Annotated in this window: 21 protein-coding genes; 16 read left to right on the forward strand and 5 right to left on the reverse strand. The window is 38.8% G+C overall.

All coding sequences use genetic code 11. The features are described from left to right. Nucleotides 1-11 precede the first annotated feature (11 nt). Nucleotides 12-326, reverse strand: a complete 315-nt coding sequence (locus tag JNUCC52_RS19285; RefSeq protein WP_173477578.1) for a hypothetical protein — start codon at nt 324-326, stop codon at nt 12-14. 166 nt (nt 327-492) lie between these two features. Between JNUCC52_RS19285 and JNUCC52_RS19290 the strand changes: the two genes are divergently transcribed. The 9 genes from JNUCC52_RS19290 to JNUCC52_RS19330 all read left to right on the forward strand — a co-directional run bounded on the left by JNUCC52_RS19290 (nt 493) and on the right by JNUCC52_RS19330 (nt 10,664). Beyond that, nucleotides 493-1,569, forward strand: a complete 1,077-nt coding sequence (locus tag JNUCC52_RS19290) for a M42 family metallopeptidase (RefSeq protein ID WP_173477577.1) — start codon at nt 493-495, stop codon at nt 1,567-1,569. A 58-nt stretch (nt 1,570-1,627) separates the two neighbouring features. Continuing rightward, nucleotides 1,628-2,149: a DUF84 family protein gene (locus JNUCC52_RS19295; protein ID WP_173477576.1), complete on the forward strand. Its 522-nt coding sequence runs from the start codon at nt 1,628-1,630 to the stop codon at nt 2,147-2,149. Between the two features lie 94 nt (nt 2,150-2,243). Next, nucleotides 2,244-2,762, forward strand: a complete 519-nt coding sequence (locus JNUCC52_RS19300; RefSeq protein WP_173477575.1) for a hypothetical protein — start codon at nt 2,244-2,246, stop codon at nt 2,760-2,762. A 73-nt stretch (nt 2,763-2,835) separates the two neighbouring features. Continuing rightward, a complete protein-coding gene (locus tag JNUCC52_RS19305) occupies nt 2,836-3,657 on the forward strand; it encodes a DUF1444 domain-containing protein (RefSeq protein WP_337980580.1) in 822 nt (273 codons plus the stop codon). Then, entirely contained in the window at nt 3,657-4,271 is a 615-nt protein-coding gene (gene ytpR, locus JNUCC52_RS19310; protein WP_337980581.1) for a YtpR family tRNA-binding protein, read from the forward strand. The genes JNUCC52_RS19305 and ytpR overlap by 1 nt, the downstream gene beginning before the upstream one ends. Before the next feature lie 205 nt (nt 4,272-4,476). After that, nucleotides 4,477-7,866 carry a DNA translocase FtsK gene (locus JNUCC52_RS19315; RefSeq protein ID WP_337980582.1) on the forward strand — a complete coding sequence of 1,130 codons (3,390 nt, stop codon included), beginning with the start codon at nt 4,477-4,479 and terminating at the stop codon, nt 7,864-7,866. A 222-nt stretch (nt 7,867-8,088) separates the two neighbouring features. Next, on the forward strand, nt 8,089-9,402 hold the full coding sequence (gene murC, locus JNUCC52_RS19320; RefSeq protein WP_173477571.1) for a UDP-N-acetylmuramate--L-alanine ligase: 1,314 nt from the start codon (nt 8,089-8,091) through the stop codon (nt 9,400-9,402). Nucleotides 9,403-9,519: 117 nt separating this feature from the next. Next, nucleotides 9,520-10,026, forward strand: coding sequence for a DUF948 domain-containing protein (locus JNUCC52_RS19325; RefSeq protein WP_173477570.1), 507 nt, complete (start codon nt 9,520-9,522; stop codon nt 10,024-10,026). A 134-nt stretch (nt 10,027-10,160) separates the two neighbouring features. Continuing rightward, on the forward strand, nt 10,161-10,664 hold the full coding sequence (locus JNUCC52_RS19330; RefSeq protein WP_173477569.1) for a YtxH domain-containing protein: 504 nt from the start codon (nt 10,161-10,163) through the stop codon (nt 10,662-10,664). A 172-nt stretch (nt 10,665-10,836) separates the two neighbouring features. Here JNUCC52_RS19330 and JNUCC52_RS19335 read toward each other — a convergent pair whose 3' ends face one another. Next, nucleotides 10,837-12,993 carry a cell division protein FtsA gene (locus JNUCC52_RS19335; protein WP_337980583.1) on the reverse strand — a complete coding sequence of 719 codons (2,157 nt, stop codon included), beginning with the start codon at nt 12,991-12,993 and terminating at the stop codon, nt 10,837-10,839. A gap of 172 nt (nt 12,994-13,165) precedes the next feature. Between JNUCC52_RS19335 and JNUCC52_RS19340 the strand changes: the two genes are divergently transcribed. Together JNUCC52_RS19340 and ccpA are read left to right on the forward strand one after the other, a co-directional pair. Beyond that, entirely contained in the window at nt 13,166-14,251 is a 1,086-nt protein-coding gene (locus JNUCC52_RS19340; RefSeq protein ID WP_139859827.1) for a bifunctional 3-deoxy-7-phosphoheptulonate synthase/chorismate mutase, read from the forward strand. Between the two features lie 175 nt (nt 14,252-14,426). Beyond that, the gene (ccpA, locus tag JNUCC52_RS19345; RefSeq protein ID WP_139859829.1) at nt 14,427-15,437 is read left to right on the forward strand and encodes a catabolite control protein A; all 1,011 of its coding nucleotides are present in this window, start codon (nt 14,427-14,429) and stop codon (nt 15,435-15,437) included. Between the two features lie 236 nt (nt 15,438-15,673). Here ccpA and JNUCC52_RS19350 read toward each other — a convergent pair whose 3' ends face one another. From JNUCC52_RS19350 to JNUCC52_RS19360, 3 genes are read right to left on the reverse strand one after another with little or no spacing between them, the layout of a single operon-like run. Continuing rightward, nucleotides 15,674-16,834: an acetoin utilization protein AcuC gene (locus tag JNUCC52_RS19350; RefSeq protein WP_337980584.1), complete on the reverse strand. Its 1,161-nt coding sequence runs from the start codon at nt 16,832-16,834 to the stop codon at nt 15,674-15,676. Continuing rightward, the gene (locus JNUCC52_RS19355) at nt 16,831-17,481 is read right to left on the reverse strand and encodes an acetoin utilization AcuB family protein (RefSeq protein ID WP_173477567.1); all 651 of its coding nucleotides are present in this window, start codon (nt 17,479-17,481) and stop codon (nt 16,831-16,833) included. The genes JNUCC52_RS19350 and JNUCC52_RS19355 overlap by 4 nt, the downstream gene beginning before the upstream one ends. Nucleotides 17,482-17,505: 24 nt before the next feature. Next, entirely contained in the window at nt 17,506-18,138 is a 633-nt protein-coding gene (locus JNUCC52_RS19360) for a GNAT family N-acetyltransferase (RefSeq protein ID WP_173477566.1), read from the reverse strand. A 518-nt stretch (nt 18,139-18,656) separates the two neighbouring features. Here JNUCC52_RS19360 and acsA point away from each other — a divergent pair. From acsA to argD, 5 genes are all read left to right on the forward strand, one after another. Beyond that, nucleotides 18,657-20,384, forward strand: coding sequence for an acetate--CoA ligase (gene acsA, locus JNUCC52_RS19365; protein WP_443136898.1), 1,728 nt, complete (start codon nt 18,657-18,659; stop codon nt 20,382-20,384). A gap of 235 nt (nt 20,385-20,619) precedes the next feature. Continuing rightward, nucleotides 20,620-21,654: an N-acetyl-gamma-glutamyl-phosphate reductase gene (gene argC, locus JNUCC52_RS19370; protein WP_337980585.1), complete on the forward strand. Its 1,035-nt coding sequence runs from the start codon at nt 20,620-20,622 to the stop codon at nt 21,652-21,654. 97 nt (nt 21,655-21,751) lie between these two features. Continuing rightward, complete coding sequence (gene argJ / locus JNUCC52_RS19375) at nt 21,752-22,984, forward strand: bifunctional glutamate N-acetyltransferase/amino-acid acetyltransferase ArgJ (protein ID WP_173477564.1); 1,233 nt, start codon at nt 21,752-21,754, stop codon at nt 22,982-22,984. Further along, nucleotides 22,947-23,711, forward strand: a complete 765-nt coding sequence (argB, locus tag JNUCC52_RS19380; RefSeq protein ID WP_337980586.1) for an acetylglutamate kinase — start codon at nt 22,947-22,949, stop codon at nt 23,709-23,711. The genes argJ and argB overlap by 38 nt, the downstream gene beginning before the upstream one ends. A 74-nt stretch (nt 23,712-23,785) precedes the next feature. Continuing rightward, a complete protein-coding gene (argD, locus tag JNUCC52_RS19385; protein ID WP_337980587.1) occupies nt 23,786-24,916 on the forward strand; it encodes an acetylornithine transaminase in 1,131 nt (376 codons plus the stop codon). The last annotated feature ends 33 nt before the right edge of the window (nt 24,917-24,949 follow it).

A 24,949-nucleotide genomic window follows, 5' to 3' on the forward strand; every position in this document is an offset into this window, starting at 1 on the left:
ATGATGTTTTGTTAAACTTCCGTCAATTCTACGACTACGCCAGAGCGTGCATCTGCAGCAAACTCGAATGTTTGCATTTCACCCTCGTGCATGCGTGAAATACCACCACGATAAACAGGAATAGTCATAAATCCATTTGTGAAATTGTCAGTTTTCATAAAAATCCAAGAACCGTCTATTGGCGAATCCTTTTTAAATTCCTTTTTTATGTTTTCAAGTACTTGTCCTGCGGGTACATACGGAGAAACTTTTTCACTAGCTTCTTTAATAATGACTGCCGCGGCGAGGCCTGTTGCAACACCAATTAAAAAATCACGTAATTTCATGGGTAATTTCCTCCTTTTCCTATAGCTCTATTTTAGCATAGCACAAAGAAGGAAAGCACGTTCATTATAAAGGACTTTCAAGAAATGTATCAATATTTCGACTTCTGAAATAATTATGATACAATAAGCAAGGAAGAAAATTCTACTTCGTGGGGAGAGAGTCATCATGAATGAGGAAACATTACAATTATTTAAAACATTAACTGAATTACCTGGGGCTCCGGGCAATGAGCATGCAGTGCGTGCATTTATGCGTTCTGAGCTACAGAAGTACTCAGATGAGGTAATTCAAGATCATTTAGGTGGTATTTTTGGTGTAAAGCATAGTGCTGTATCAGATGCCCCTAAAATCCTAGTAGCAGGTCACATGGACGAAGTAGCATTCATGGTAACGTCGATTACTGATAATGGATTAATTCGTTTTCAAACACTAGGTGGCTGGTGGAACCAAGTTATGTTAGCACAGCGTGTGGAAGTGTACACGAAAAATGGTGCAATTCCAGGTGTTATCTCATCTATTCCACCGCATTTACTAACAGATGCAGAACGAGCAAAACCAATGGAAATTAAAAATATGCTAATTGATGTTGGGGCAGACAATAAAGAGGATGCAATTGCTCTTGGTGTTCGTCCAGGACAGTCAATTATCCCAGTATGTTCATTTACGCCGATGGCAAATCCGAAAAAAATTATGGCAAAAGCATGGGATAACCGTTATGGCTGTGGACTGGCGATTGAATTAATGAAAGAAGTAAAAGATGAAAAATTAGCTTCTCATTTATATTCAGGCGCAAATGTTATGGAAGAGGTTGGCCTTCGTGGTGCTCAAGTTTCAGCTAATATGATTAAGCCTGATTTATTTTTTGCTTTAGATGCATCACCAGCTAATGATATGTCTGGAGATAAAAATCAATTTGGTCAACTAGGTAAAGGGACATTATTACGAATACTTGACCGTACAATGGTAACACATCGTGGTATGCGTGAATTTGTGTTAGATACGGCAGAATCTAATCATATTCCTTATCAGTATTTTGTATCTCAAGGTGGCACAGATGCTGGCCGTGTACATACATCTAATGACGGTATACCAAGTGCTGTAATTGGTGTTTGCTCACGTTATATCCATACATCAGCATCGATTATTCATATTGATGACTATGCTGCAGCTAAAGCATTAATTGTAGAATTAGTGAAAAAAGCTGATCGTTCGACATTAGAGACGATTCGCGCTAATGTATAAGTAAAACAGAAGGTGCCTATTAGGGCATCTTTTTCTATGCAAAGAAAGAGGGATTATAATGGAAATTGCTATTGGGACAACGAATAAAGCGAAAATCCAATCAGTTCAAGCAATAGTTAATCAATATTTTGAAAAAGTAAATTTTACATATTTTAAAGCACCTTCACAAGTTTCAGAACAACCAATAACTACTGAAGAAACAAGACTTGGCGCGATTAATCGTGCAAAGAATACATCGATTGCTACTGGTGCTATGCTTTCTTTTGGACTAGAGGGTGGCGTGACGGAAATAGATGGTGATATGTACGTCTGTAACTGGGGAGCTCTTACATTAGCAGATGGTACGACATTTACAGCAGCAGGCGCACAAATTATTTTGCCAGAGGAAATTGCCCAGGAAATAAGAGCGGGCAAGGAGCTTGGGCCTGTAATGGAACAATACACTCAGCGATTAGATATTCGTCAAGGTACTGGGGCTGTGGGTATTTTTACGCAAGGAATTGTAACTCGTCAGACGATGTTTGAGCATATTGTCGCGCTGCTTATTGGACAATATTTGTTCACAATAGCGCAAAAATAGTGTCTTTGAACTAGTGAGAATGGAGCAGTGATGTTGCAACTTATCTAGAATTTTTTTAAAATAGAAAAAAGTTAGCAATGAAAGGAAGATAGAAATGTCTCGTGTATGGCTACAAGCACTAGGATTACTGCTTTTACTATTGGGGCTTTCTGGATGTAATCAATCGGATGATGAACAAATTGCTAGTGGACTTCAAATAACGGAAACGGTTTTTGAAGAAGAGCCAGAAGCATATACCGACAAAATTGGTCATATACAATTGTTTTTACCGTCAAAATACAAAATTGATGATAGTTCAGATGCTTATAATATTTTAATATCAAAAGGAATGGACTCGTATATTCTTTTTATCAATGATCGCGAAAAAGCCAATAGTAAACTCTATTATAATTTACTACAAGAAGATAGTTCGAAGAAAATTATCGATGAAACTACCTATGAAAAGGATGGTATTTTCGGTTTTGCTGCTGTCTCTAAAACAGATAACAAAGATGAATTTGAGTTAATCGTAAGCTGTGGTGGCGTGAAAATGACAACCATTTCTCTAGCAAAAAATATTGAAAATAATCTTCATGAGATGACGAAAATCGTTCATTCGGTTAAGATTAAATAATTGCATAGTTTTGACCAGCGCGGTTCACAAAATTATGTGAGCCGTTTCATTATGAAGAAAGGACGTGAGCTAATTGAAAAAAATAAAATCAGAGCAACTTGTGTCCCTATTAAAAAAGCAGTTAAGTGAGCAAAAATTTGATTTTCAATTTGATAAAAAGCAAGATAAATTACGCTTGAATCATAAAAAAATAGGCAAAGGGATGGAGCTCTCTTTACCAGGTATTTTAGCAAAATATAATGAAAAGCAAGAGGCTGCAATTGAAGAAGTTGTCTATACGATTGAGCAAACTTTTTTAGCGATGGAGCAGGAACAGGAGCGAGGCTTCAAAGAATCTGGGAAAATTTTTCCCGTAATTCGTGCAACATCCTATCCGAAAGCTTCTAAAGAAGGACATGCGTTTATCACGACAGAGCATTCTGCTGAAACACGTATTTTCTATGCGCTTGATTTAGGAAAAACATATCGCTTTATTGATGAATCGATGTTAGACACACTAAAATTGACAGAAGAACAAATTCGAGAAATGGCACGATTTTCTGTCAAACAGCTACCAACCGTCTATAAACAAGATGAAGTAGCAGGAAATGTCTTTTATTTTGTGAATGCAAATGACGGCTATGATGCAAGTCGGATTTTAAACGAAAACTTTTTAAAAGAAATGCGAGCAAAAATGGAAGGTGATATGACGGTATCTGTACCTCATCAGGATGTATTAATACTAGGTGATATTCGTAATGAAACAGGGTATGATGTATTAGCACAGATGACGATGCATTTCTTTGCTGTCGGGACAGTACCGATTACGTCATTATCATTTATTTATGAAGATGGGGAGCTTGAACCAATCTTTATATTAGCAAAAAACAGAGTAAAAAAGGAGCAAGAAAAATAATGAATGTATTTTACAACAAAGAGCATGTGGGAGATGTATTATTAGTACAATTGGCTACTGAGGCGATTGTGAAAACAGAGGTAGAGCGTGCTGGAGATATCGTCATTTTAAAAGAAGCACAAACAGGAGAAATAAAAGCATTTAACTTATTTAATGCAAGCAAGTATGTTCAAGTTGAGGCACGAGGCAATGTCGAGCTTACACCAGAGTTTGTAGCACAGCTTGAAGCTGCTATTAAAAGCAATGGCGCTGCAATTAGCCTTGATGTAGATTTCACACCAAAATTCGTTGTTGGCTACGTTGAAACAAAAGAAAAGCATCCAAATGCCGATAAATTAAGTATTTGTACTGTAAATGTAGGTGAACAAACGCTTCAAATTGTATGTGGTGCACCGAATGTTGATGCTGGTCAAAAAGTTGTTGTTGCTAAAATTGGCGCTGTAATGCCTTCTGGAATGCTTATTAAAGAAGGAAATTTACGTGGGGTAGACTCATTTGGTATGTTATGCTCAGCGCGTGAATTAGCGATTCCGAATGCACCATCTGAGAAAGGTATTTTAGTTTTACCTGAGGATGCTGTAATAGGCAGCGCATTTGAGACACCATCTCGTTAATTATATAAGTTGTAAAAGAATCGTTAGACTACCAATAGCTGGTGGTATAACGATTTTTTGTCTAGCTCGGGCCTATAAATACGAGTTTCTATATCATTTTTATGGTATGCTTTTTGATGTGGACATTGAACTTAGTTTTAATAGTCGATTATTGAAAACTAAAACAATGCTATAAATGAAGTGTAAGAGAAATGAGTGAAACAACGTGAATTGGTTTAAAAAGAAAATTGATAAAATTTTAAATAGAGATGAATATGAATATGATGAATATTATGAAGAGTACGAGGAACAACCAGAGCACCAACAGCCGTTAAATGAGCATTTGAATGAAACATCCGCTACAAAACAAAAAGCTTTCCGATTCCCTTTAATTGATGATGAAGAAGATAAGCTTCAAGCATCCCAATCAAAAGACGTGTTTGATCAAATGGATGACTCTTATGGATATATTGAAGATTTAACGTTGCCCAAACATTTAAATCATAAAATGGCAGATTCGCGTGTTTACGATATAGAGGTTTCTGGTATCCGTGAATTATTAGAAAATCGTTCGAAGAGAACTGGCAGAACGACGACAACACGCAGTCAGCCTAAACAGCAAGAATATCCAACGAAGGCAAGTATGATTTTCCGTGATGCACAAGTTGAGGCTAAACCTGTTCATAAGGAGCCAAGTGTAAAACAGGAAAGCAAAACGGAAGACATTTTAGCTCAGAATCGAAAGCGCTTTGTGCCAACGGATGTCCCTTCGCCAGTTTATGGCTTTGCAAAACCAAGCCCGATTGAGCAGTTATTGAATAAACGGAAGGAAGAGAAAGAGGCTGAAACACCTTCCGTGGCTAAGTTTGCAAAAGAAGCGACAACAAATGAGCTTATTGAAAATATACTAGAAGAAAAAGAGCCTATCAAAGCCTCCATCGATGTTCGTGAATTGCTTGAAATACCACGTTCAATTGAAGTGCCAACGAACCAAACAACTGCACTTGAGGAAGTTGAAGCAACGGAGCACAGCCAATCAGCGACTGAAGCGTATACAGAAGAACCTTCAAAGCAGCTGATTACATTTGAAGATGTAGCTGAGCATAGCCAATCGGCGGATGAAGTATGTATGGAAGCGCCATCGAAGCAACCGATTACATTCGAGGAAGTTGCGGCAGATCAACAAAATCTAATAACAGATGACGATCATTTAGAGTTACCTGTACCCCAAACGACATCCATTACGATGAATTTTGAAGAGCAAATTAAAGATGCGGTACAGCAAGAACTAGCTGTCGAGCAGCTTTCTGCTGATCAGTCAGAAATTCATGTCAAAGAAGTAGTTGTTGAGCAATTACAAATTGAGAATTCTACAATTCACATTGGGGAAGTGACAGTGGTTCAGCCAACGAATGAAGAGGACCAACAAGAAATAGTAGAGGATTCAGCTGTAAAGCAAGAAAAGAGCCGTATTCCATTTAATGTTTTAATGTTAAAAACAGATAAAGAGAAATGGCGAATTTCACAGCAACTAAAAGCGATATCCAAAACTTCTACAGAAGAAAAGCTAAATGAGAGTGCGTTTACTCGCGATAATTATGGAGCTGTAGCGTTGTCAGAAGACAAACAAACACCTTCTCCTATTGTAGAAGTAGAGCAATCAATGCAAGAGCCATCATCGAGAGAGACTGAGACGGAAAGTATTTCTGTTATTACGATGTCACCTGTAGCAACGATGACATCTTTGCCAACAAAAGAAAATATAGCGGTTGAAGCTGAGGCGATTGAAGAAATTGCAGCAACAACGTTTGAAGAAAATGTTTTACTTCAAACAGAAACTACAGATATTAAAGTTGAGCCATTGGAAGAAGATTTAGCACCAATACTGTTTGAAGAAAATAAAGTACCTTCACAAGAAATTACAAGTATTGAAGCTGGAGCAATCGAAAACAAGCCAGCAATAATGATTGAAGAAAATGCTTTATCACAAGCAGAAAATACAGTAATGGATGCTGAGGTAATCGAAGAAACGACAGCGCCAGTGTTAACAAATCATGATTTACCAAATGCCGAACTTACAGAAACAACAATTGCTATTCAAAGCATTGAAAAAGCTGAAATAGTAGAGGGAAATCAGACTGATGCATTGGTAATTTCGGAGGTTGAAGCGAAAGAAAATGAAGTTATACCTCAAAAGCCTGTTCATGTTTATCAAAAACCGACGGATGAATTTTTAGAGCCGCCTGAGGAAAAAACACAAGATACAGAGTGGATGGAGCAACAAGGGGACACACTAGTGGAAGCACTATCTTATTTCCAAGTGTCAGCGCAAATTGAATCGATTATGCAAGGTCCAGCGGTAACACAATTTGAAATTACAGTAAGTCATGGTACGAAGGTAAGTAAAATTCGTAACTTAGCTGATGATTTGAAACTTGCTTTAGCTGCAAAGGATATTCGAATTCAGGCGCCGATTCCAGGAAAAAGCTCTATCGGAATAGAAATTCCTAACCGAGTATCTCGTGCTGTTCGTTTATCAGAAGTGACAAATAGTGCTTCATTCCTCGATTCCGATTCACCATTAGAAGCGGCACTAGGTCTGGACTTAACAGGGAAGCCTGTGACGATTGATTTACGTAAAATGCCGCATGGCTTAATTGCTGGGGCGACTGGATCAGGTAAGTCTGTTTGTATTAATTCTATTTTAGTTAGTCTATTGTATAAAGCAGCACCACATGAATTAAAACTGATGCTAATTGATCCAAAAATGGTAGAACTTGCTCCGTTCAATCATATTCCTCATTTAGTCAGTCCAGTCATTACGGATGTAAAGGCTGCAACAGCAGCGTTAAAATGGGCAGTTGAGGAAATGGAGCGACGTTATCAGTTATTTGCTCATGCAGGTGCACGTGACATTACACGTTATAATGCTTTAGCAGAAAAAAATAAAGAGCATAGTTTAAAATTGCCGTATATTTTAATTGTCATTGATGAGTTAGCAGACTTAATGATGATGTCGCCTGCTGATGTCGAGGAAGCGATTTGTCGTATTGCTCAAAAGGCACGTGCTTGTGGTATACATTTAATTGTTGCAACACAAAGACCTTCTGTAGATGTTATTACAGGTCTTATTAAATCCAATATCCCTACACGAATTGCCTTTGCGGTATCTTCACAAATCGATTCACGTACAATATTAGATGGGCAAGGAGCAGAGCGATTATTGGGACGAGGCGATATGCTATATTTAGGTAATGGCATGTCTGCACCAGTACGTTTGCAAGGGACATTTGTTACTGATGATGAAATCGAATCAATTATCGAGCATGTTCGTGAGCAAGGCGAACCAGATTATATATTCGACCAAGAGGAACTTTTAAAGAAATCTGAAGTATCGGCAGAGCAAGATGATCTGTTTGAGGATGTTTGCCGTTTTGTTTATGAGCAAGGTGGGGCCTCTACATCTCTTATTCAACGTAAGTATCATATCGGCTATAATCGTGCTGCACGATTAATTGATATGTTAGAATCTCATGGTTTTGTGTCGGAGGCAAGAGGCAGTAAACCACGTGAAAGCTATATTACTGAACAAGATTTAATTGCTATGTTTGAATAAGAATTGCAGTGTTTTCGTAAAGATTATCTGACTTTCGTCAAAATTAGTTTTTTTAGAAAAGTTGCACATTTATCCTTGTGCATAAATAGTGCTATAATAGACAAGATGTTTTAACATAGTACGTATTTTTCTGTACGTGTAAAGGTATTAATACCTAGTGCAAAATACGATACACCTAATAGATGATAGATGGGATTTTGTATTTCCCGGGGGGTTTAATTAATGACAGTTTTTCATTTCACAGGCATTAAAGGTTCTGGCATGAGTTCGCTTGCACAAATCTTATTTGATGCTGGTGAACAAGTACAGGGCTCAGATATTGATAAATATTTCTTTACGGAACAGCCGTTGCGTGAACGAAATATTCCAATTTTCACTTTTAATGCGGATAATATTAAAGAAGGTATGACAGTAATTGCAGGGAATGCTTTTCCTGATGACCATCCTGAATTAGTGCGAGCACGAGAAATTGGTGTAGAAATTATTCGTTATCACAAATTTCTTGGTGAGTATATCGGCAATTACACATCGATTGCTATTACTGGCGCACATGGTAAAACATCTACAACGGGCTTAATGGCACATGTTGTAGGCGGCTATAAGCCAACTTCCTATTTAATCGGTGATGGTACAGGTGCAGGCCATGAAAATGCTAACTTCTTCGTGATGGAAGCGTGTGAATATCGTCGACACTTTTTAGCATATAATCCTGATTATGCAGTGATGACAAATATTGATTTCGACCATCCAGATTACTTTGCGAATATTGAAGATGTGTATGCAGCCTTCCAATCACTTGCTTTACAAGTGAAAAAGGCGATTATCGCATGTGGCGATGATGAACATCTACAACGCATTCAAGCAAAAGTACCTGTTGTTTATTACGGTTTTGGCGCTGAAAATGACTTTGAGGCACGTAATGTTGAAAAAACAACAGAAGGCACAACATTTGATGTTTTTGTGCGTAATGAATTTTATAGTACTTTCTTTATCCCATTATTTGGCGACCATGCAGTGTTAAATACACTAGCTGTTATTACACTTTGCCAATATGAAGGTATTTCATCTGAAATTATTCAAGAACGTTTAAACACGTATAAAGGTGTAAAAAGACGTTTTACAGAATCGAATATTGGGGATCATGTTTTAATCGATGATTATGCACACCATCCAACAGAAATCCGTGCAACGATTCAATCGGCTAGACAAAAATATCCTGAACGTGAATTAGTAGCGATATTCCAGCCGCATACATTCACGCGTACACAAGCGTTTTTACAGGACTTTGCAGACAGCCTTAGTTTGGCTGATACAGCATACTTATGTGATATATTTGGTTCTGCAAGGGAAACACAAGGTGCACTTTCCATTCAGGATTTAGCTTCACTTATTGACGGGAGTGCTGTAATTACTACAGAAGGTATCGACGTGTTAACAAAGCATAAAGACGCAGTATTCTTATTTATGGGTGCTGGCGATGTTCACAAGTTCCAAGATGCCTTTGAAGATGTACTTAAAAGCAACGAAACAGCTTAATCCGCAAGGAATAAGCTGTTTTTTCTCAAATATGAGAAGGATTTAAGTTTTATTTGTCGAAGATAAGGTAAGTAATAGTATACAGAGAGAAATTATTACTAGCAGGAGGTCTATTTTATGGAAGTCATTTTGTATATTGCAGCAATAATAGCAGCGATCGGTTTTTTATTCTTATGTGTGAGCGTCGGTATGACGTTATTTTCACTCAAGTCAATACTTAACAGTTTATCTGGAACATTAGCAGGCATTGAAAAACAAATGGAAGGGATTACACGTGAAACGACTTCTTTGTTAATTAAAACAAATAGCCTAGCGGAAGATATTCAACAAAAATCTGAGCAATTAAATACCGTTGTTCATGCAGTAAAAGGAATGGGCGACTCTGTAAATGGTTTAAATGCCTCAGTGCAGCAAATTACGTCATCTATTTCAAAAAGCGTTGAACAGAATGAAGAAAAAATCGCACAAGTTGTTCAATGGAGTAATGTCGCAATGGGCATTGCAGATAAATGGAAAAAGCGTAAAGTAATTGAGCAGGCACCAGAAATAATGCCTGAGGACGTATATAGTTTTGAGGAAGTTCAGACGGACAAGCCAAAAAGAAAATGGGGTCGCAAAAAATAATTATTATTTAGCTGGTGCTTTCTTAACGCCAGCTGAATATAAATAAAGCCTTAGGCGATTTATATTGTATGACACATTCAAGTGGAAATACATACGTCTAGGCGCATTAGATTATAAAATGGGAGGAATTGTCCATGACTACACAAAAGCCAAACTTTAACGAAGTGAAGGAACAACAACTAGAAAGTACATTGCCACAGCTTTATAATTCGCAAGATTCGATCTATGAAGAGGAGCGTGTAAATATGAAAGATTTCGTCATTGGCGCTTTAGTTGGGGGTATAGTGGGTGCAGCTGCAGGGTTACTATTAGCTCCGAAATCAGGGAAAGATTTACGTAGTGATGTGGCAGTGCAAGCTGTTAATTTAAAAGATAAAAGTGCGGATTTATCATCAACAGCTAAAGATAAAACAGTGCAATTATCAAAACAAATCCAAGAGCAATCTTCGCAATTGGTTGAAAAAGTAAAGACACTCAAGACTGCAAAAGCACCAACTGTTTTTGATGATGGTACGGTCTCTTTCGAAGGGGAAGAGCCACTTGAGGACTTTATCGATGATGCTAAATCAGAACAAGAAGAAGTGTCAGAAAAAAAGGAAAAAACGGATGAAGAGAAAGCACAAGAAGTCCGTGCATAGTATAAAAAATTAATAGAGAACATTCGTTGATGATGCAAAGGGCGATAACTCTTACGGGGTTGCACTTACATGCTAAGCCGTAAAGCAGCTGCCTTAGCAGACATCAACGATATAGCAAAAAGTGTTAGATTGATTGTAATCAATCTAACACTTTTTCTTTGTGTACACGTGCTTATAATGATAAAGGTGCGTCTTCAAGAACTATTTCTAGTTGGTCGCCACCAAAGATTTCTGTATCAAATGATGCAGGTTGTCCGTTACGGAGAATCGTAAAATGCCCTTTAAATGTCGTTGGTAGCTGCCAAGTAGAGAAGCGGAAAACATCCTGATAAATCCAAGGACTTCGATCTTTTTCCTGAATGGCAATTGTCGCTCCATTGGGGACAGTTGAGAGCGGTGAAACAACTGCCTGGTTAACAAGCATGTCATTTGTCGTTTTTTTCAGCTCTACTAGCTCCTGTTGGAAATGAATAATGATTTTATCTTCAAGTAAAACATTCATATGATCAGCAATTCGCTGTACAGTAGGTAATGCTGGTTGCGAGAAGGTAATTACATCGTTTTGTTGAACAGCATATGATAGTTTACTTGGTTTTCCGTTAATGAGTAACTGAGCGGAAAACGCTGGTAAATATAATGGTTTTCCATCGACATAAACAACAAAAGATTCAAATTGCTTTAGTAAATGCGTATTATTTGTAAATTTAAATATATCTTCAACCGTTTCAGCTATTTCAAACACGATTATATCCCGATCGTTTAACACAGTGTCCATAGAAACGGGTGAACCGTTGACAGTAATTGTTGGTTCGATAACGTATTTTGTTTCTTGAATGGTTACCGTTTTAGTCACTGCTTGGTCAACAATATCTCTTACCGTAGCAGTGGCTGGATGTCCATCTTGACCTTCAATTAACTGAATGGCATCGCCTGTTTTAATAATGGTTTTTGTAGTGGCTTGTTGACTGTTAACTAAAATTTGTGCTGGTTGACCGTGACCTCCAGGTATGAAAATATCTTGTCCGTTCACACTAATAGATAATCCATGTCCTGGCTTGCCATATAATTGTTTAGCTCGAATATTGGCTGCTAAAAAGGCATCGCCAACTGTCATTTCTTTTAATTCAAAAAGACGTACAATTTGTTCATTTACCGTTAAGCTCATATATTGTATTGGCATTTTCTTTGCAGCAATGGCTATGCCAATTGGTGTGACTAACTCAGGGGATGCTTTTATATGCTCCTCCTTTGTTAAATTTTGAATGGCATCCACACCGCGTACAGCAATTCGATTTGCTGGTAAATCAAGTACTAGGCCAATCTCTGTTGTTAGATTAGGCGTTAAACTACCACCTCCAACGAGCATCACAGCTTTTGGGGCAGTTTTATTATTAAGGCGCAATATCTCTTCTCCAATTGCCTTAGCAAGTTGTTTAACAGCAGGCTCAATTGCGATAAGCACTTCAGCTTTTGGATAGTATTGGTCAAAGCCCAAAATATCTTGAATTAAAATTTCATCAGCACAGTGCAGTTGACGCTTCGCCTCTTCAGCCACTGGGAAATCGAGCAAATAATGGTCGCTAAGCGCCTCTGTTATTTCATCACCCGCTGTTGGCACCATCCCATATGCCACGACTGTACTTTTGTCGGTAATGGCAATATCGGATGTACCTGCACCAATATCGACAAGTGCCACATTTAGACGGCGCATTGTAGGAGGGATGAGAACATTAATTGCGGCAATAGGCTCTAATGTTAAGGCATCCATTTCTAAATTCGCACGTTTTAAGGCAGCGATCAGCGATTCTACAACGACACGTGGAAGGAAAGTCGCAATGACTTCAATCTGTGCCTCGTCACCTTGCTGATCGAGAAGGCTACCAATTTCTTCACCATCTAGACGATAATATAAAACGGAATAGCCAACACAATAATAGTGACTTATTTTGGCATCCTCTTTATGCTGTAGGAGCTGTTGTTGTGCTTGTTGAACTGCCTGTAATTCTAAGCGACTAATGTCTTCTTCAGTGAATATAGGGCGGTTACGAATATTAATGGTCACGCTTGCCTGCTCTGTTTTTAATGAACGACCTGCAGCAGCGACACTTACTTTCGATAATGGTCCATGCTTTTCTTCAAGCTCTTGTTTAATTTCATTAATTAATTCAGCAACATACATGACATTATGTATTTGACCATCTACCATGGCCCGTTCTTTGTGTTCTTTTACTAAAATATCTTGTACATGAAAATGATCATTATCTTCCTCTAAAATAATGCCAACAACAGAACGTGTACCGATATCAAGTGCAAATAATTTTGAACTCAATGTAATCGCTTCCTTCCTTGAAATAACTCAAAATAATTTAGCGAGTTGAAGCGCTAAATTAAAAATGCGTGACATTCTGAACAACATTGATTATAATGATGCTAATATCTAAAAATGTAACATACATTTCAGAGTTCTGAAAGTGTCTGTCATGGGGAGAGGAGCAAGAAGCATGAGCCAAAAAGATTTAGAAAGCTTACGTAGTCAGATTGACGGATTAAACTTAGAAATTCTTCGTCTAATTAACGAACGTGCAGCTGTAGTAGATGAAATCGGTAAGATTAAAGAAAAACAAGGTGTTAATCGCTATGATCCATTGCGTGAACGACACATGCTTGATCTAATTAAGGAACACAATCACGGTCCGTTAAACCAAATGACGGTTGATTATATTTTTAAACAAATCTTTAAAACAGCTTTAAAACAATTAGAAGCTGATAAAAAGAAAGAATTACTTGTGTCACGCAAGAAAAAATCAGAAGATACTGTCATTAATGTTAATGGTGAGCTAATTGGGCAAGGAAAACCATCTTTCGTATTTGGTCCTTGTGCAGTTGAATCATACGAACAAGTAGCAGCAGTTGCAGCATCTATTAAAGCTAAAGGTGAAAAGCTAATCCGTGGCGGTGCTTACAAACCTCGTACTTCTCCATATGACTTCCAAGGTCTTGGTTTAGAAGGGCTGAAAATTTTAAAGCGTGTTTCTGATGAATTTGGTTTAGGTGTTATTACGGAAATTGTAACACCAGGTCATTTAGAAGAAGCGCTAGATTATATTGATGTTATCCAAATCGGTGCTCGTAATATGCAAAACTTCGAGTTATTAAAAGCAGCGGGTGCCACAAATAAACCTGTATTATTAAAACGTGGTTTAGCAGCAACAATTGACGAGTTCATTCATGCAGCAGAATACATTATGTCTAAAGGGAATGAAAACATCATCCTATGTGAGCGTGGTATTCGTACGTACGAAAAAGCGACGCGTAACACATTAGACATTTCAGCAGTACCAATTTTAAAACAAGAAACACATTTACCAGTATTCGTCGATGTAACACACTCAACTGGTCGACGCGACTTATTATTACCATGTGCGAAGGCAGCAATTGCAATCGGCGCAGATGGTGTAATGGCTGAGGTGCATCCAGATCCATCTGTAGCACTTTCAGATTCACAACAACAAATGGATATACCAACATTCGATGCATTCTACGAAACGCTACAAAAATTCATGAAGAATCACGAAATTCACGCATAATGTTTTCACACCGCTTGCGCAATAAGCAGGCGGTGTTTACTATATCGTGACAAAAAAATGTCTATAACAGTACTATTTGTACTTGATATTTGATTTCATATACGTACACTTCTTGAAAATGATGCGAAAATTATCGTATGATAAGGCTATAAAAGGAAAAAGGGAGGCACGTACGATGACTGTTACAATTTATGATGTTGCACGAGAAGCGAATGTTTCGATGGCAACCGTTTCTCGTGTAGTCAATGGTAATCAAAATGTAAAACCAGCAACACGAAAAAAAGTATTAGAAGTAATTGAACGATTAGAATATCGTCCGAACGCAGTAGCGCGAGGGTTAGCAAGTAAGAAAACTACAACAGTTGGCGTGATTATCCCAGATATTGCAAATAATGTTTATGCAGAGCTGGCACGTGGTGTAGAGGATATCGCTACAATGTATCGCTACAATATTATTCTTGCCAACTCAGATCAACATGAAGATAAAGAGCTACAGTTGCTAGATACAATGCTAGGTAAACAAGTGGACGGAATTGTAATGATGAGTGATGAAGTAACAGAGAAGATGCAACAAACGATGGATCATTCACCAGTACCGATTGTTCTGGCGGGTTCTGTAGACGAATCACAAACAATCGCCACTGTTAATATTGATTACTTCCAGGCAGCTTATGAAGCGATTTCGTTACTGATTCAAAACGGTCATACACGAATTGGCTTTGTAACAGGACCTCTTACTTATACGATTAATGGTAAATTCAAGCTTGAAGCTTATAAAAAGGCACTGCAAGATGCAGGGTTAAGTTTAGATGAATCACTAATTGCTGCAGAGGAATCGAGCTATGATATGGGCTTAGAAGCTTGGGAAACATTATCTGCTCTTGAAAACCCTCCAACTGCCTACTTTGCAGGAAGTGATGAACTTGCTATCGGTTTAATTCATGGTGCACAAGATGCTGGAAAAAATGTGCCAGAGGATATCGAAGTCATCAGTTTTGAAAATTCTAAGTTAGCTCGCATGGTTCGCCCTCAGCTTACAAGTGTAGCATTACCGCTATATGATATTGGAGCTGTAGCGATGCGATTATTGACTAAGCTTATGAATAAAGAGCCTATTGAGGACGAAAAGGTAGCGGTTATCTTACCGCACCGTATTGAACATCGTCAATCTGTGAAAAGCAAATAAGAAAAAACACGTAAATCTAATGTTAGGATTTGCGTGTTTTTTTATGGGAAAATGTGTGCTTGAAAACGTTGTTGTCCGCTACGGCGAACGCTTTCCGCGGCCACACCGTAAGCCGCAACCCTCGCTAGTGCGTCTTACTCCTTGTGCTGTTCCTGTAGGTGTCTACGTGGATTAACTATACTAGTAATGCTATGAAAATTCAGAATTGTTTGCGTGCCTGGCACCGCTAAGCCCCGCTAGCTACGATTTTCTGTGCGAATAATATGTAACGCTTTTTCTAACATTTGAGCGTTCTTTTCTTCAATTTCAGTTTTTCGAGGAATCGGCTCATAGAGAGGATTAGGGTCCTCCCATGTTGGGATAAAGGGAACAGGCGCTTCTGGCTGCCAACGGTCTAACCATGCTTGAGGTAAGGCTCCTGTTGGGATTTTTTGATCTGTCATTTCTAGCCATAACAGCGACCATGCCCTTGGCACGACACGCCAAATATCGTAACCACCACCACCAACTGCAATCCATTTTCCATCGCAATATTCGTGTGCCAATTTATGAGCGAGCTTTGGAATTTCTCTATAAATATTCATAGTACCGTATAAATGTGTTAAAGGATCAAAATAATGCGCATCGGCACCATTTTGAGTTAAAACAACATCTGGTTTAAAAAACTCGAAAACTTCACGCATAGCTTTTTCATATATTTCTAAGAAACTATCATCCTCGGTAAATGCATCAATTGGAAAGTTAAAAGATGTACCATAACCTTGACCATTGCCGCGTTCAGTTATATTTCCTGTTCCAGGGAATAAGTAGCGCCCTGTTTCATGAATAGATAATGTACAAACATTTGGGTCTTCGTAGAAACTCCATTGTACACCATCACCATGATGTGCATCCGTATCAACATAGAGCACGCGCGCATTGTACTTTTCCTGTATATATCGAATGGCAACTGTACTATCGTTATATATACAAAAACCGGAAGCACGACCGCGGAAACCATGATGTAGTCCTCCACCAAGATTTAGCGCGTGCTGAGCCTTTCCTTGCATTACCCAATCGACAGCGGTTAATGTGCCTCCGACAAGTTGGGCACTAGCTTCGTGCATATTTTTAAAGATTGGTGTATCCTCAGTGCCTATACCATAGCTTGCACATTGTGCCTCACTCAGTTTACCATGGCCGGCATCTTTAACGATTTCAATGTATTTCGGATCATGTGCAAGTAAAAGTTCTTCTTCTGTGGCAATGCATGCAGGAACGATATCGACATCATCGAGCGCTCCTATATTTTTTAATAAATCCATCGTTAGCGTTAAGCGTTTGTGATTGAAAGGATGCGTATCTGAAAATTTATATCCGAGTTGCTCTGGCGAATAAACAAAGACGGCCTTTTTCATTTTAAAGAAACACCTGGTAAATTAGGCCATAACACGTCGAATCCTTCTTGGCGAAGTTCCTCTATGATAGCAAGTGGATTTAAAGTTTTAACTCGGACGCTTAAAATTTTATTTTGTGTATTTTCAGAATCAGGATATACTAAAACGCTTTGGACATTGGCATGATGGAGATTGAAAATTTTCGTTATTTCAAACAAAACTCCAGGAGTATCGCTAACTCGAATTTCAATTTTGGAGCCAGGTTCAGTGGCACCAGTCAGTTCTATATATGTGTAGAGTAAATCAGTTGTTGTCACAATTCCTACTAGTTTTCCTCCAGAAACGATAGGTAAACAACCTACCTTTGCTTCATAAAAAGTGAGCGCTACTTCTTCTACAAAATCAAGCGGATGACCGACAAGAGGGTTTTTAATCATGATTTCTTCTACCTTCGCGCTAAAGACTGGAGAATTAGGTTCATCTTTCAATGAGGAAGGTAATGCCTCTTTAATATCGCGCTCTGTAATTACACCTAGCACATGCCGATCATTATCGATGACAGGTAAATGACGAACTTTTTTTTCGCGCATCAATCTCAGTGCTTCTAGAACAGTGTTGGTCGGAGCCAATGTGTAAGGCTCCTCATTCATAATTTCTTCAACAATCATATACTCATCCCCTTTGTGTTGGTTTTAATACATGAAGCGATTTCTAAAACGAAGCCTGTCGAACCTTTCCATTGTTTCAGGGGGCACTCGTTTACCCTCCCGTGCCATAAGGCAATTAGCAGGATGTGATGTAATTTCAGGATCATCTGTAGCAAAATACTCGAAGCCAACGGAACTCATCATTCGCTCCATCATTTTGCGGTAATCCCATACATTTAATCCCGTACCTTTTAAATCCCAATGCCAATAATATTCAGTTGTTATAACAAGGTAGTCCTCCATTTCATCTCCCATAAAGGACACCGCTAGCAATGCTTTACCAGCACCTGTTCCACGATAGTCAGGAATGACCTCAATCGCACCTAATTCAATCATATTATCGATTTTGTCCTCTGCCCACCGTTCAAGCGGATCAGGATATAAATAGGTGACGTAGCCTACAATAATGTCGTTATTTCGAATAATAATAATACGCCCTTCAGGAAGCCCAGCAATTTCTAAGATGGCTTGCTGTTGTTGCTTTGGGGGTCTAAAGGCAACTAATCCCTCGTGGAATGTATATGTAGCTAATTTTTCTGGAGGAACAGGCCCTTCCACATAAACAGTACCATGCTTTGTCTCCTTTGTAACAGAAAAAAAAGTCTTTTTGTGTTCCATAATTACACCACCTGAGTTTAATAATTCCATTATAGCTGATTTAAAGCGGAAAAACGCTTAAAATTACGAAATATAACTACATTTTCGGAAAAATAAAAATATTGAGACATTCAGGTCGAATTCGTGTAAAATAGATTTATATTGCAACTGTTATTTAACAGATGAACGTTGTTTTAATAAGCATTGTTCAAATATTGATTGCATAAACTGTTCTATAACAATTGCTACATAACGTATTTGTCTTTGGAGAAAGTGGCGAATTTTAATATCATTCAGTAGCTGTTTTTTATGGCGAAATTGTTTCAATTGCCATTATTTCACTTAATTTTCTAAATGGGGATGGATGCTCCTTTTTTTATCCTTTATAGGGGGCTTCAAGAGAAGATTGCATACAAGCAAAGTGAACCGAAGTGGCAGGCAGCTACGATTACGTCCAAGCGTAATTACGGGGGTATCGTGAGTACGAAATGAAATTTGCTTACGAATGTACTAAAGCCAAAAAAGGAAGGGGTAAATTTATGGGGATGAAAACGATGGAGAAATTAACAGCGATACCAGGGCAGTATAACTTGCCAAATTATGAGGTGGCAGCAGCAACACATGATTGGGCAGAAACAGAAAAAGCATTTAGTTGGCATGAAACAGGTTTAGTAAATATGGCATATGAGGCTATTGACCGTCATACAGAAACATCTCGGAAAAATAAAGTAGCCCTATATTACAACGATGGGAAGCGTAAGGAAGCCTACTCCTTTAATGAAATGAAAAGGCTGACGAACAAGGCGGCAAATGTATTTAAAACAGCAACAAACCTAGAAAAAGGCGATCGTTTATTTATTTTCATGCCGCGTTCACCAGAGCTTTACTTTTCATTATTAGGTGCTTTAAAAATGGGCGTTATTGTGGGGCCATTGTTTGAAGCATTTATGGAAGGCGCAGTTTATGATCGTCTTTCAGATAGCGATGCGAAGGTGTTAGTAACAACACCTGAATTACTAGAGCGAGTTCCATTAGATAAACTGCCAAACTTGCAACATGTATTTTTAGTAGGATCTGAGATAGAAGAAACGCCACAAATATTAGATTTTAATAAGCGCTTGAAAGAGGCTTCTGCTAAGTTTGACATCGAGTGGATGGACCGCGAGGACGGTATGATATTACATTATACTTCAGGCTCGACAGGTGCCCCAAAAGGTGTTTTACATGTTCATAATGCGATGATTCAGCAGTATCAATCAACACAGTGGGTACTTGATTTAGGAGAAAATGATGTATATTGGTGTACGGCTGATCCAGGTTGGGTAACGGGAACATCCTATGGAATATTTGGTCCTTGGTTAAATGGTGTGACAATGCTTATCGTTGGTGGACGCTTCTCGCCACAAGCATGGTATCAAGCGATTGAGGATTACAGTGTAACAGTATGGTATAGTGCGCCAACTGCATTTCGTATGCTAATGGGTGCTGGGAGTGGAATGCTAGAAAATTATGATCTATCATCATTGCGTCATGTATTATCTGTTGGGGAGCCACTTAACCCTGAAGTTATCCGTTGGGGAAGTGAAGAGCTAGGACATCGCATTCACGATACTTGGTGGATGACAGAAACGGGTGCACATATGATTTGTAACTATCCGAGCATGGATATTAAGCCTGGATCAATGGGCAAGCCACTACCAGGTGTTCATGCGACAATTGTAGATGATGCGGGTAATGAAGTTCCACCATTTACCATGGGTAACTTAGCGGTGCGTCGTGGTTGGCCAGCTATGATGCGTCAAATTTGGGGTAATCCAGAGCGTTATGAATCCTATTTCTTAAAAGGTGAGTGGTATGTGTCTGGTGACTCAGCTTATATGGATGATGAAGGTTATTTCTGGTTCCAAGGCCGAGTGGATGATGTTATTATGACAGCAGGTGAACGTGTTGGACCGTTTGAGGTTGAAAGTAAGCTACTAGAACATCCTGACGTTTTAGAAGCTGGAGTTATCGGGAAGCCGGACCCTGTACGTGGGGAAATTATTAAAGCATTTGTATCTTTACGAGAAGGCGTGGAGCCGTCGGATGCTTTAATTGAGGATATTCGTGAGTTTGTGAAAAGGGGCTTATCTGCTCATTCGGCACCGAGAGAAATAGAGTTTAAAGAAAAACTGCCGAAAACACGAAGCGGTAAAATTATGCGACGCGTATTAAAAGCATGGGAGTTAGATTTGCCAACTGGTGATCTTTCCACGATGGAAGATTAATTGGTATTCAATATGTAAATTTATTTTTATTCAATATATGCATCTGAAGAGGGTAGAGATTCATTCGATTAACGAAAGAGTCCCTACCTTCTTTTTCTTAATTTACAGTAGTATTTATCAATTCGAAACATCTATAACAGAAGATTGAGAAAATAATATAAATAAATAAAAATTCAGTTGACTTAATAATTATGCAGACGTATACTATTTTTAACTTATTTTAGAGGTGAGTGAAATGAAAGTAGGAATTGTGGGAGCAACAGGATATGGAGGATTGGAGCTTATCCGCTTTTTACATAATCATCCAGCGGTAGAGCATATAGAGTTATTTACATCTTCTGAAGAAGGTGTCGTTTTTTCTACAAAGTTTGGACATTTAGTTACGATAACAGATGCGCCATTGCAAAAAATAGATTATGAGTCTTTAGCGAAATTGGATGTAGTATTTGCAAGTACGCCTTCTGGTGTGACAAGTGAACTGTTACCACCTTTAGTCGGAAAAGGTCCGAGGTTAATTGATTTATCGGGAGATTTCCGCTTAAAAAATCCAGTAAGTTACGAACGGTGGTACGGAAAAAAAGCTGCACCATTAGAAATTATTCAGCAAAGTGTATATGGCTTAACTGAATGGAATGCTCATAATGTGAAAAATGCCGCACTTATTGCGAACCCAGGATGCTATCCAACAGCGGTTCTACTTTCGTTATTACCTTTGTTAAAAGAGAGACTAATAGATTCTAATTACCTCGTGATTGATGCAAAAAGTGGAATATCAGGAGCTGGAAATAAACCATCGCAAACAACCCATTTTAGTGAAGTGAATGAAAGCTTCTCGATTTATAAAACAAACACACATCAACATATTCCAGAAATCGAGCAAGCTATTTCATTGTTTACTGGTGTAGAGACAGCCATTACTTTTAATACACATTTAGTGCCGATGACACGTGGAATTTTATCTACGGCCTATGCTCCTTTAATGCCAGGTATTACAGAGCAGCAATTAGTCGCTTGCTTACAAGCAACATATGAAAAACATCCATTTGTAAGGGTTGTAACCGATGTAAATAGCCTCGCTACAAACCGTGTAAAAGGCTCTAACTATTGTGATATTTTCGTCAAAGTCGATACCCGCACTAACCGTGCAACAATTGTCGCTGTTATTGACAATCTAGTTAAAGGGGCAGCAGGGCAAGCGATACAAAATATGAATGTGCAATTGGACTTACCTCAAACAACAGGCCTAGACGTCGTGCCATTTTTTATTTAAGTGCCATTTAAGTGCCAGTCACCCAAACAATTTTGAATTTTGCTAATTGTTTTAGTGCCAGTCACCTTTATTATACAAACTGAGGAGGAAAACGTTTATGACATTAACAGCATCAACGAACGTTATGAAAAAATTATCAAGTAAAAACATCGTTTCACCGAAAGGCTTTAAAGCAGCAGGTATTCATTGCGGACTAAAGCATAAGAAAAAGGATTTAGCTATTTTAGTTAGTGACGTACCTGCAAGTGTAGCTGGGGTATTTACAACAAATGCCGTTCAAGCAGCGCCATTAAAAGTAACGAAAGATGTTGTCTATACAACAAAAAAGATACAAGCAATGATTGTAAACTCTGGTAATGCAAATGCATGTACTGGGAAGCAAGGTGTAAAAGATGCGCAAACCATGCAAGCTTTAGCAGCTGAAAAGTTAGGGATAGCTGCAAATTTAGTTGGTGTTTGCTCAACAGGTGTAATCGGAGAAATTATGAATATGGAGCCAGTTGCTAGTGGGATATCACAATTAGAGCCGAAGGATAGCTTGGAGAGTGCAATCGATTTTGCGCAGGCCATATTAACGACTGATACGGTGATGAAAAATACGAGCTATAGCACAGTAGTTGATGGCAAAGAAATAATTATTGCAGGTGTAGCAAAAGGTTCAGGAATGATTGAACCGAATATGGCGACAATGCTAGGTTTTATTACGACAGATGCCAATATAGAATCGGATGTATTACAAGCAGCATTATCAGAAATTACAAACTTAACGTTTAATGCCATTACGGTAGATGGTGATACTTCGACAAACGATACGGTTGTCGTAATGGCAAATGGTGTAGCTGGCAATGATTCTTTAACATTTGCGCACCCTGATTGGCATAACTTCTACTATACATTAAAAACTGTGGCAGAGGATTTAGCGAAAATGATTGCGAAAGATGGTGAAGGTGCTACAAAACTGATTGAGGTTGAAGTAGAAGGTGCCATTTCAGATGAGGAAGCGCGTAAAATTGCTAAAACGGTTGTTGGTTCGCCACTTGTAAAAACAGCTGTATTTGGATGCGATGCCAACTGGGGACGCATCATTGCAGCAGTTGGTTATAGTGGTGCAACAGTTGACCCTAATAAAATTACAATTCAAATTGGTGGTGCAACAATGGTCGAAAACGGTGAACCAGTTGCATTTTCTGAAGATGAGTTAATTCAAATTTTAAAAATGCATGAAGTGAAAATCTTTGTGTCACTTGGTATAGGTGAAGGCAAGGGGCATGCTTGGGGATGTGACTTAACCTATGACTACGTTCAAATCAATGCATCATACCGCTCGTAAGCGCATGGTTATTAAGCTGGGTGGCAGCACGCTTGAAGGCTTAAATGAAGCATTTTTTGAGAATTTTAAAAAACTACAAGCAAGTGGTATAGAACTTATTATTACGCATGGTGGAGGTCCTGCCATTAATCGCGAGCTTGCAGCACGACATATTGAATCCCATGCATTAAATGGCATTCGTGTAACGAGCGCAGCAGCTATGGACGTTGTTCAGACTACATTAATAGGAAATGTTAATCCTTCGCTTGTGCATGAGTTAACAACAGCAGGCATTGCAGCAGTCGGGCTAAATGGCTTTGATGGCCAATTACTAGTCGCTGACTTTTTAGACAAGGACGTTTACGGCTTTGTAGGGGCGGTGCAATCGGTCAATACGCCGTTGTTAGAAGCATTAATTACAGCTGGAATAGTCCCAGTAATCGCGTGTGTTGGTGCAGATTACAATGGTCAAGCGCTGAATATTAACGGAGATACGGTAGCAAGCGAAGTGGCGCTTGCTATTGGAGCAGAAAGCTTACTGCTCGTTACGGATGTCTCAGGAATTCGTATTCAAGATGAATATCAAACAGAAGTAACGCCACTGTTAATAGCTCAATGGATTGAGGAAGGCCATATTTATGGTGGCATGATTCCAAAAGTACAAGGGGCGATCGAGTGTCTAAATGCAGGCGTTCCATCCGTGCAAATTGTTGGCGACACATTAGTCGGTACAACGATTTTGCCGTAATGTAGTTATGTAATAAGTGGACGCCGTGCTCTGAAGGTGGTGTCCATTAAAAATGAAGTTCAGGAGCTGATAAGATGAGCGCTTTATTTGGAAACTATGGCAAACGTCGTGCACAGATTGTTAAAGGGCAAGGAACTGTTGTGCAAGATAGTGATGGCAAAAAGTATTTGGACTTCACAAGTGGTATTGCCGTTGTTAGTCTTGGGCATGCTCACCCTGCTATCGTAAAGGCTATACAGGAACAGAGCGAAACACTTTGGCATATGTCGAATTTATTTGATATACCTGGGCAAGAGAAGGTAGCTCAAAAATTAGTTACAGATACACATTTTACGTATGCGTTTTTCTGTAATAGCGGTGCGGAAGCGAATGAAGCGGCAATTAAGCTGGCTCGTAAGCATACAGGAAAACATCATATTATTACATTTGAAAAATCATTTCATGGCCGTACATTTGGGGCTATGTCAGCAACTGGTCAAGGCAAGGTACATAATGGGTTTGGACCACTTGTTGATAAATTTACAATACTGCCATTCAATGACGTCAAGGCCCTTGAAGCAACGATAGACGATTCAGTTGCAGCCATTATGCTGGAAATGATTCAAGGTGAGGGCGGTGTGAATAGCGTATCGCCTGAATTTGCTGCAGCAATTGCAAAAACTTGTGAGGATAAAGGCATTTTATTGATTGTTGATGAGGTGCAAACAGGAATCGCTAGAACAGGAACCCGATATGCATTTGAACAAACGGTTTTGAAGCCGAATATCATAACGTTAGCAAAAGGCTTAGGGGGAGGTTTCCCAGTAGGCGCAATGTTAGGGACAGCTGAATTGTATGAAACGTTTAGCCCAGGGACACATGGTACAACGTTTGGAGGCAATCCTTTAGCAATGCGTGTTGCTGAAACGGTCCTTGAAAACGTTTTTGAGTCAAGCTTTTTAGAAAATGTACAAGAATTATCAGCCTATTTTGTCAAGCAACTACAAGCCAATTTACCGCCAAGCTATACAGTACAAGGTCAAGGTTTATTACTTGGGATTGGCTGTGGCGATACAGAGGTAGCACCTTTTATTTCAGCAGCGGAGGACAAAGGTTTACTTCTTGTAGGAGCAGGACCAAATGTTATTCGACTTTTACCACCGCTTACTGTGTCTAAAATAGAGATTGATGAAGCAGTAGCCATTTTAAAAACCATTTTACTATAATAGATATAGGCTGTAAAAAAAGGCACGAGCCAC

The organism is Lysinibacillus sp. JNUCC-52, assembly GCF_015999545.1.
Taxonomy (GTDB): Bacteria; Bacillota; Bacilli; order Bacillales_A; family Planococcaceae; genus Lysinibacillus.

Bases quoted from the DNA above. Each gene is read 5' to 3' on its own strand.
- JNUCC52_RS19340 (WP_139859827.1), top strand. From the start codon at position 13,166: ATGAGCCAAAAAGATTTAGAAAGCTTACGTAGTCAGATTGACGGATTA.
- ytpR (WP_337980581.1), top strand. From the start codon at position 3,657: ATGAATGTATTTTACAACAAAGAGCATGTGGGAGATGTATTATTAGTA.
- JNUCC52_RS19360 (WP_173477566.1), bottom strand. From the start codon at position 18,138: ATGGAACACAAAAAGACTTTTTTTTCTGTTACAAAGGAGACAAAGCAT.
- JNUCC52_RS19290 (WP_173477577.1), top strand. From the start codon at position 493: ATGAATGAGGAAACATTACAATTATTTAAAACATTAACTGAATTACCT.
- argC (WP_337980585.1), top strand. From the start codon at position 20,620: ATGAAAGTAGGAATTGTGGGAGCAACAGGATATGGAGGATTGGAGCTT.
- JNUCC52_RS19285 (WP_173477578.1), bottom strand. From the start codon at position 326: ATGAAATTACGTGATTTTTTAATTGGTGTTGCAACAGGCCTCGCCGCG.
- argB (WP_337980586.1), top strand. From the start codon at position 22,947: ATGACTACGTTCAAATCAATGCATCATACCGCTCGTAAGCGCATGGTT.
- ccpA (WP_139859829.1), top strand. From the start codon at position 14,427: ATGACTGTTACAATTTATGATGTTGCACGAGAAGCGAATGTTTCGATG.
- JNUCC52_RS19350 (WP_337980584.1), bottom strand. From the start codon at position 16,834: ATGAAAAAGGCCGTCTTTGTTTATTCGCCAGAGCAACTCGGATATAAA.
- argD (WP_337980587.1), top strand. From the start codon at position 23,786: ATGAGCGCTTTATTTGGAAACTATGGCAAACGTCGTGCACAGATTGTT.
- JNUCC52_RS19330 (WP_173477569.1), top strand. From the start codon at position 10,161: ATGACTACACAAAAGCCAAACTTTAACGAAGTGAAGGAACAACAACTA.
- JNUCC52_RS19300 (WP_173477575.1), top strand. From the start codon at position 2,244: ATGTCTCGTGTATGGCTACAAGCACTAGGATTACTGCTTTTACTATTG.
- JNUCC52_RS19325 (WP_173477570.1), top strand. From the start codon at position 9,520: ATGGAAGTCATTTTGTATATTGCAGCAATAATAGCAGCGATCGGTTTT.
- JNUCC52_RS19295 (WP_173477576.1), top strand. From the start codon at position 1,628: ATGGAAATTGCTATTGGGACAACGAATAAAGCGAAAATCCAATCAGTT.
- JNUCC52_RS19355 (WP_173477567.1), bottom strand. From the start codon at position 17,481: ATGATTGTTGAAGAAATTATGAATGAGGAGCCTTACACATTGGCTCCG.
- acsA (WP_443136898.1), top strand. From the start codon at position 18,657: ATGGGGATGAAAACGATGGAGAAATTAACAGCGATACCAGGGCAGTAT.
- murC (WP_173477571.1), top strand. From the start codon at position 8,089: ATGACAGTTTTTCATTTCACAGGCATTAAAGGTTCTGGCATGAGTTCG.
- argJ (WP_173477564.1), top strand. From the start codon at position 21,752: ATGACATTAACAGCATCAACGAACGTTATGAAAAAATTATCAAGTAAA.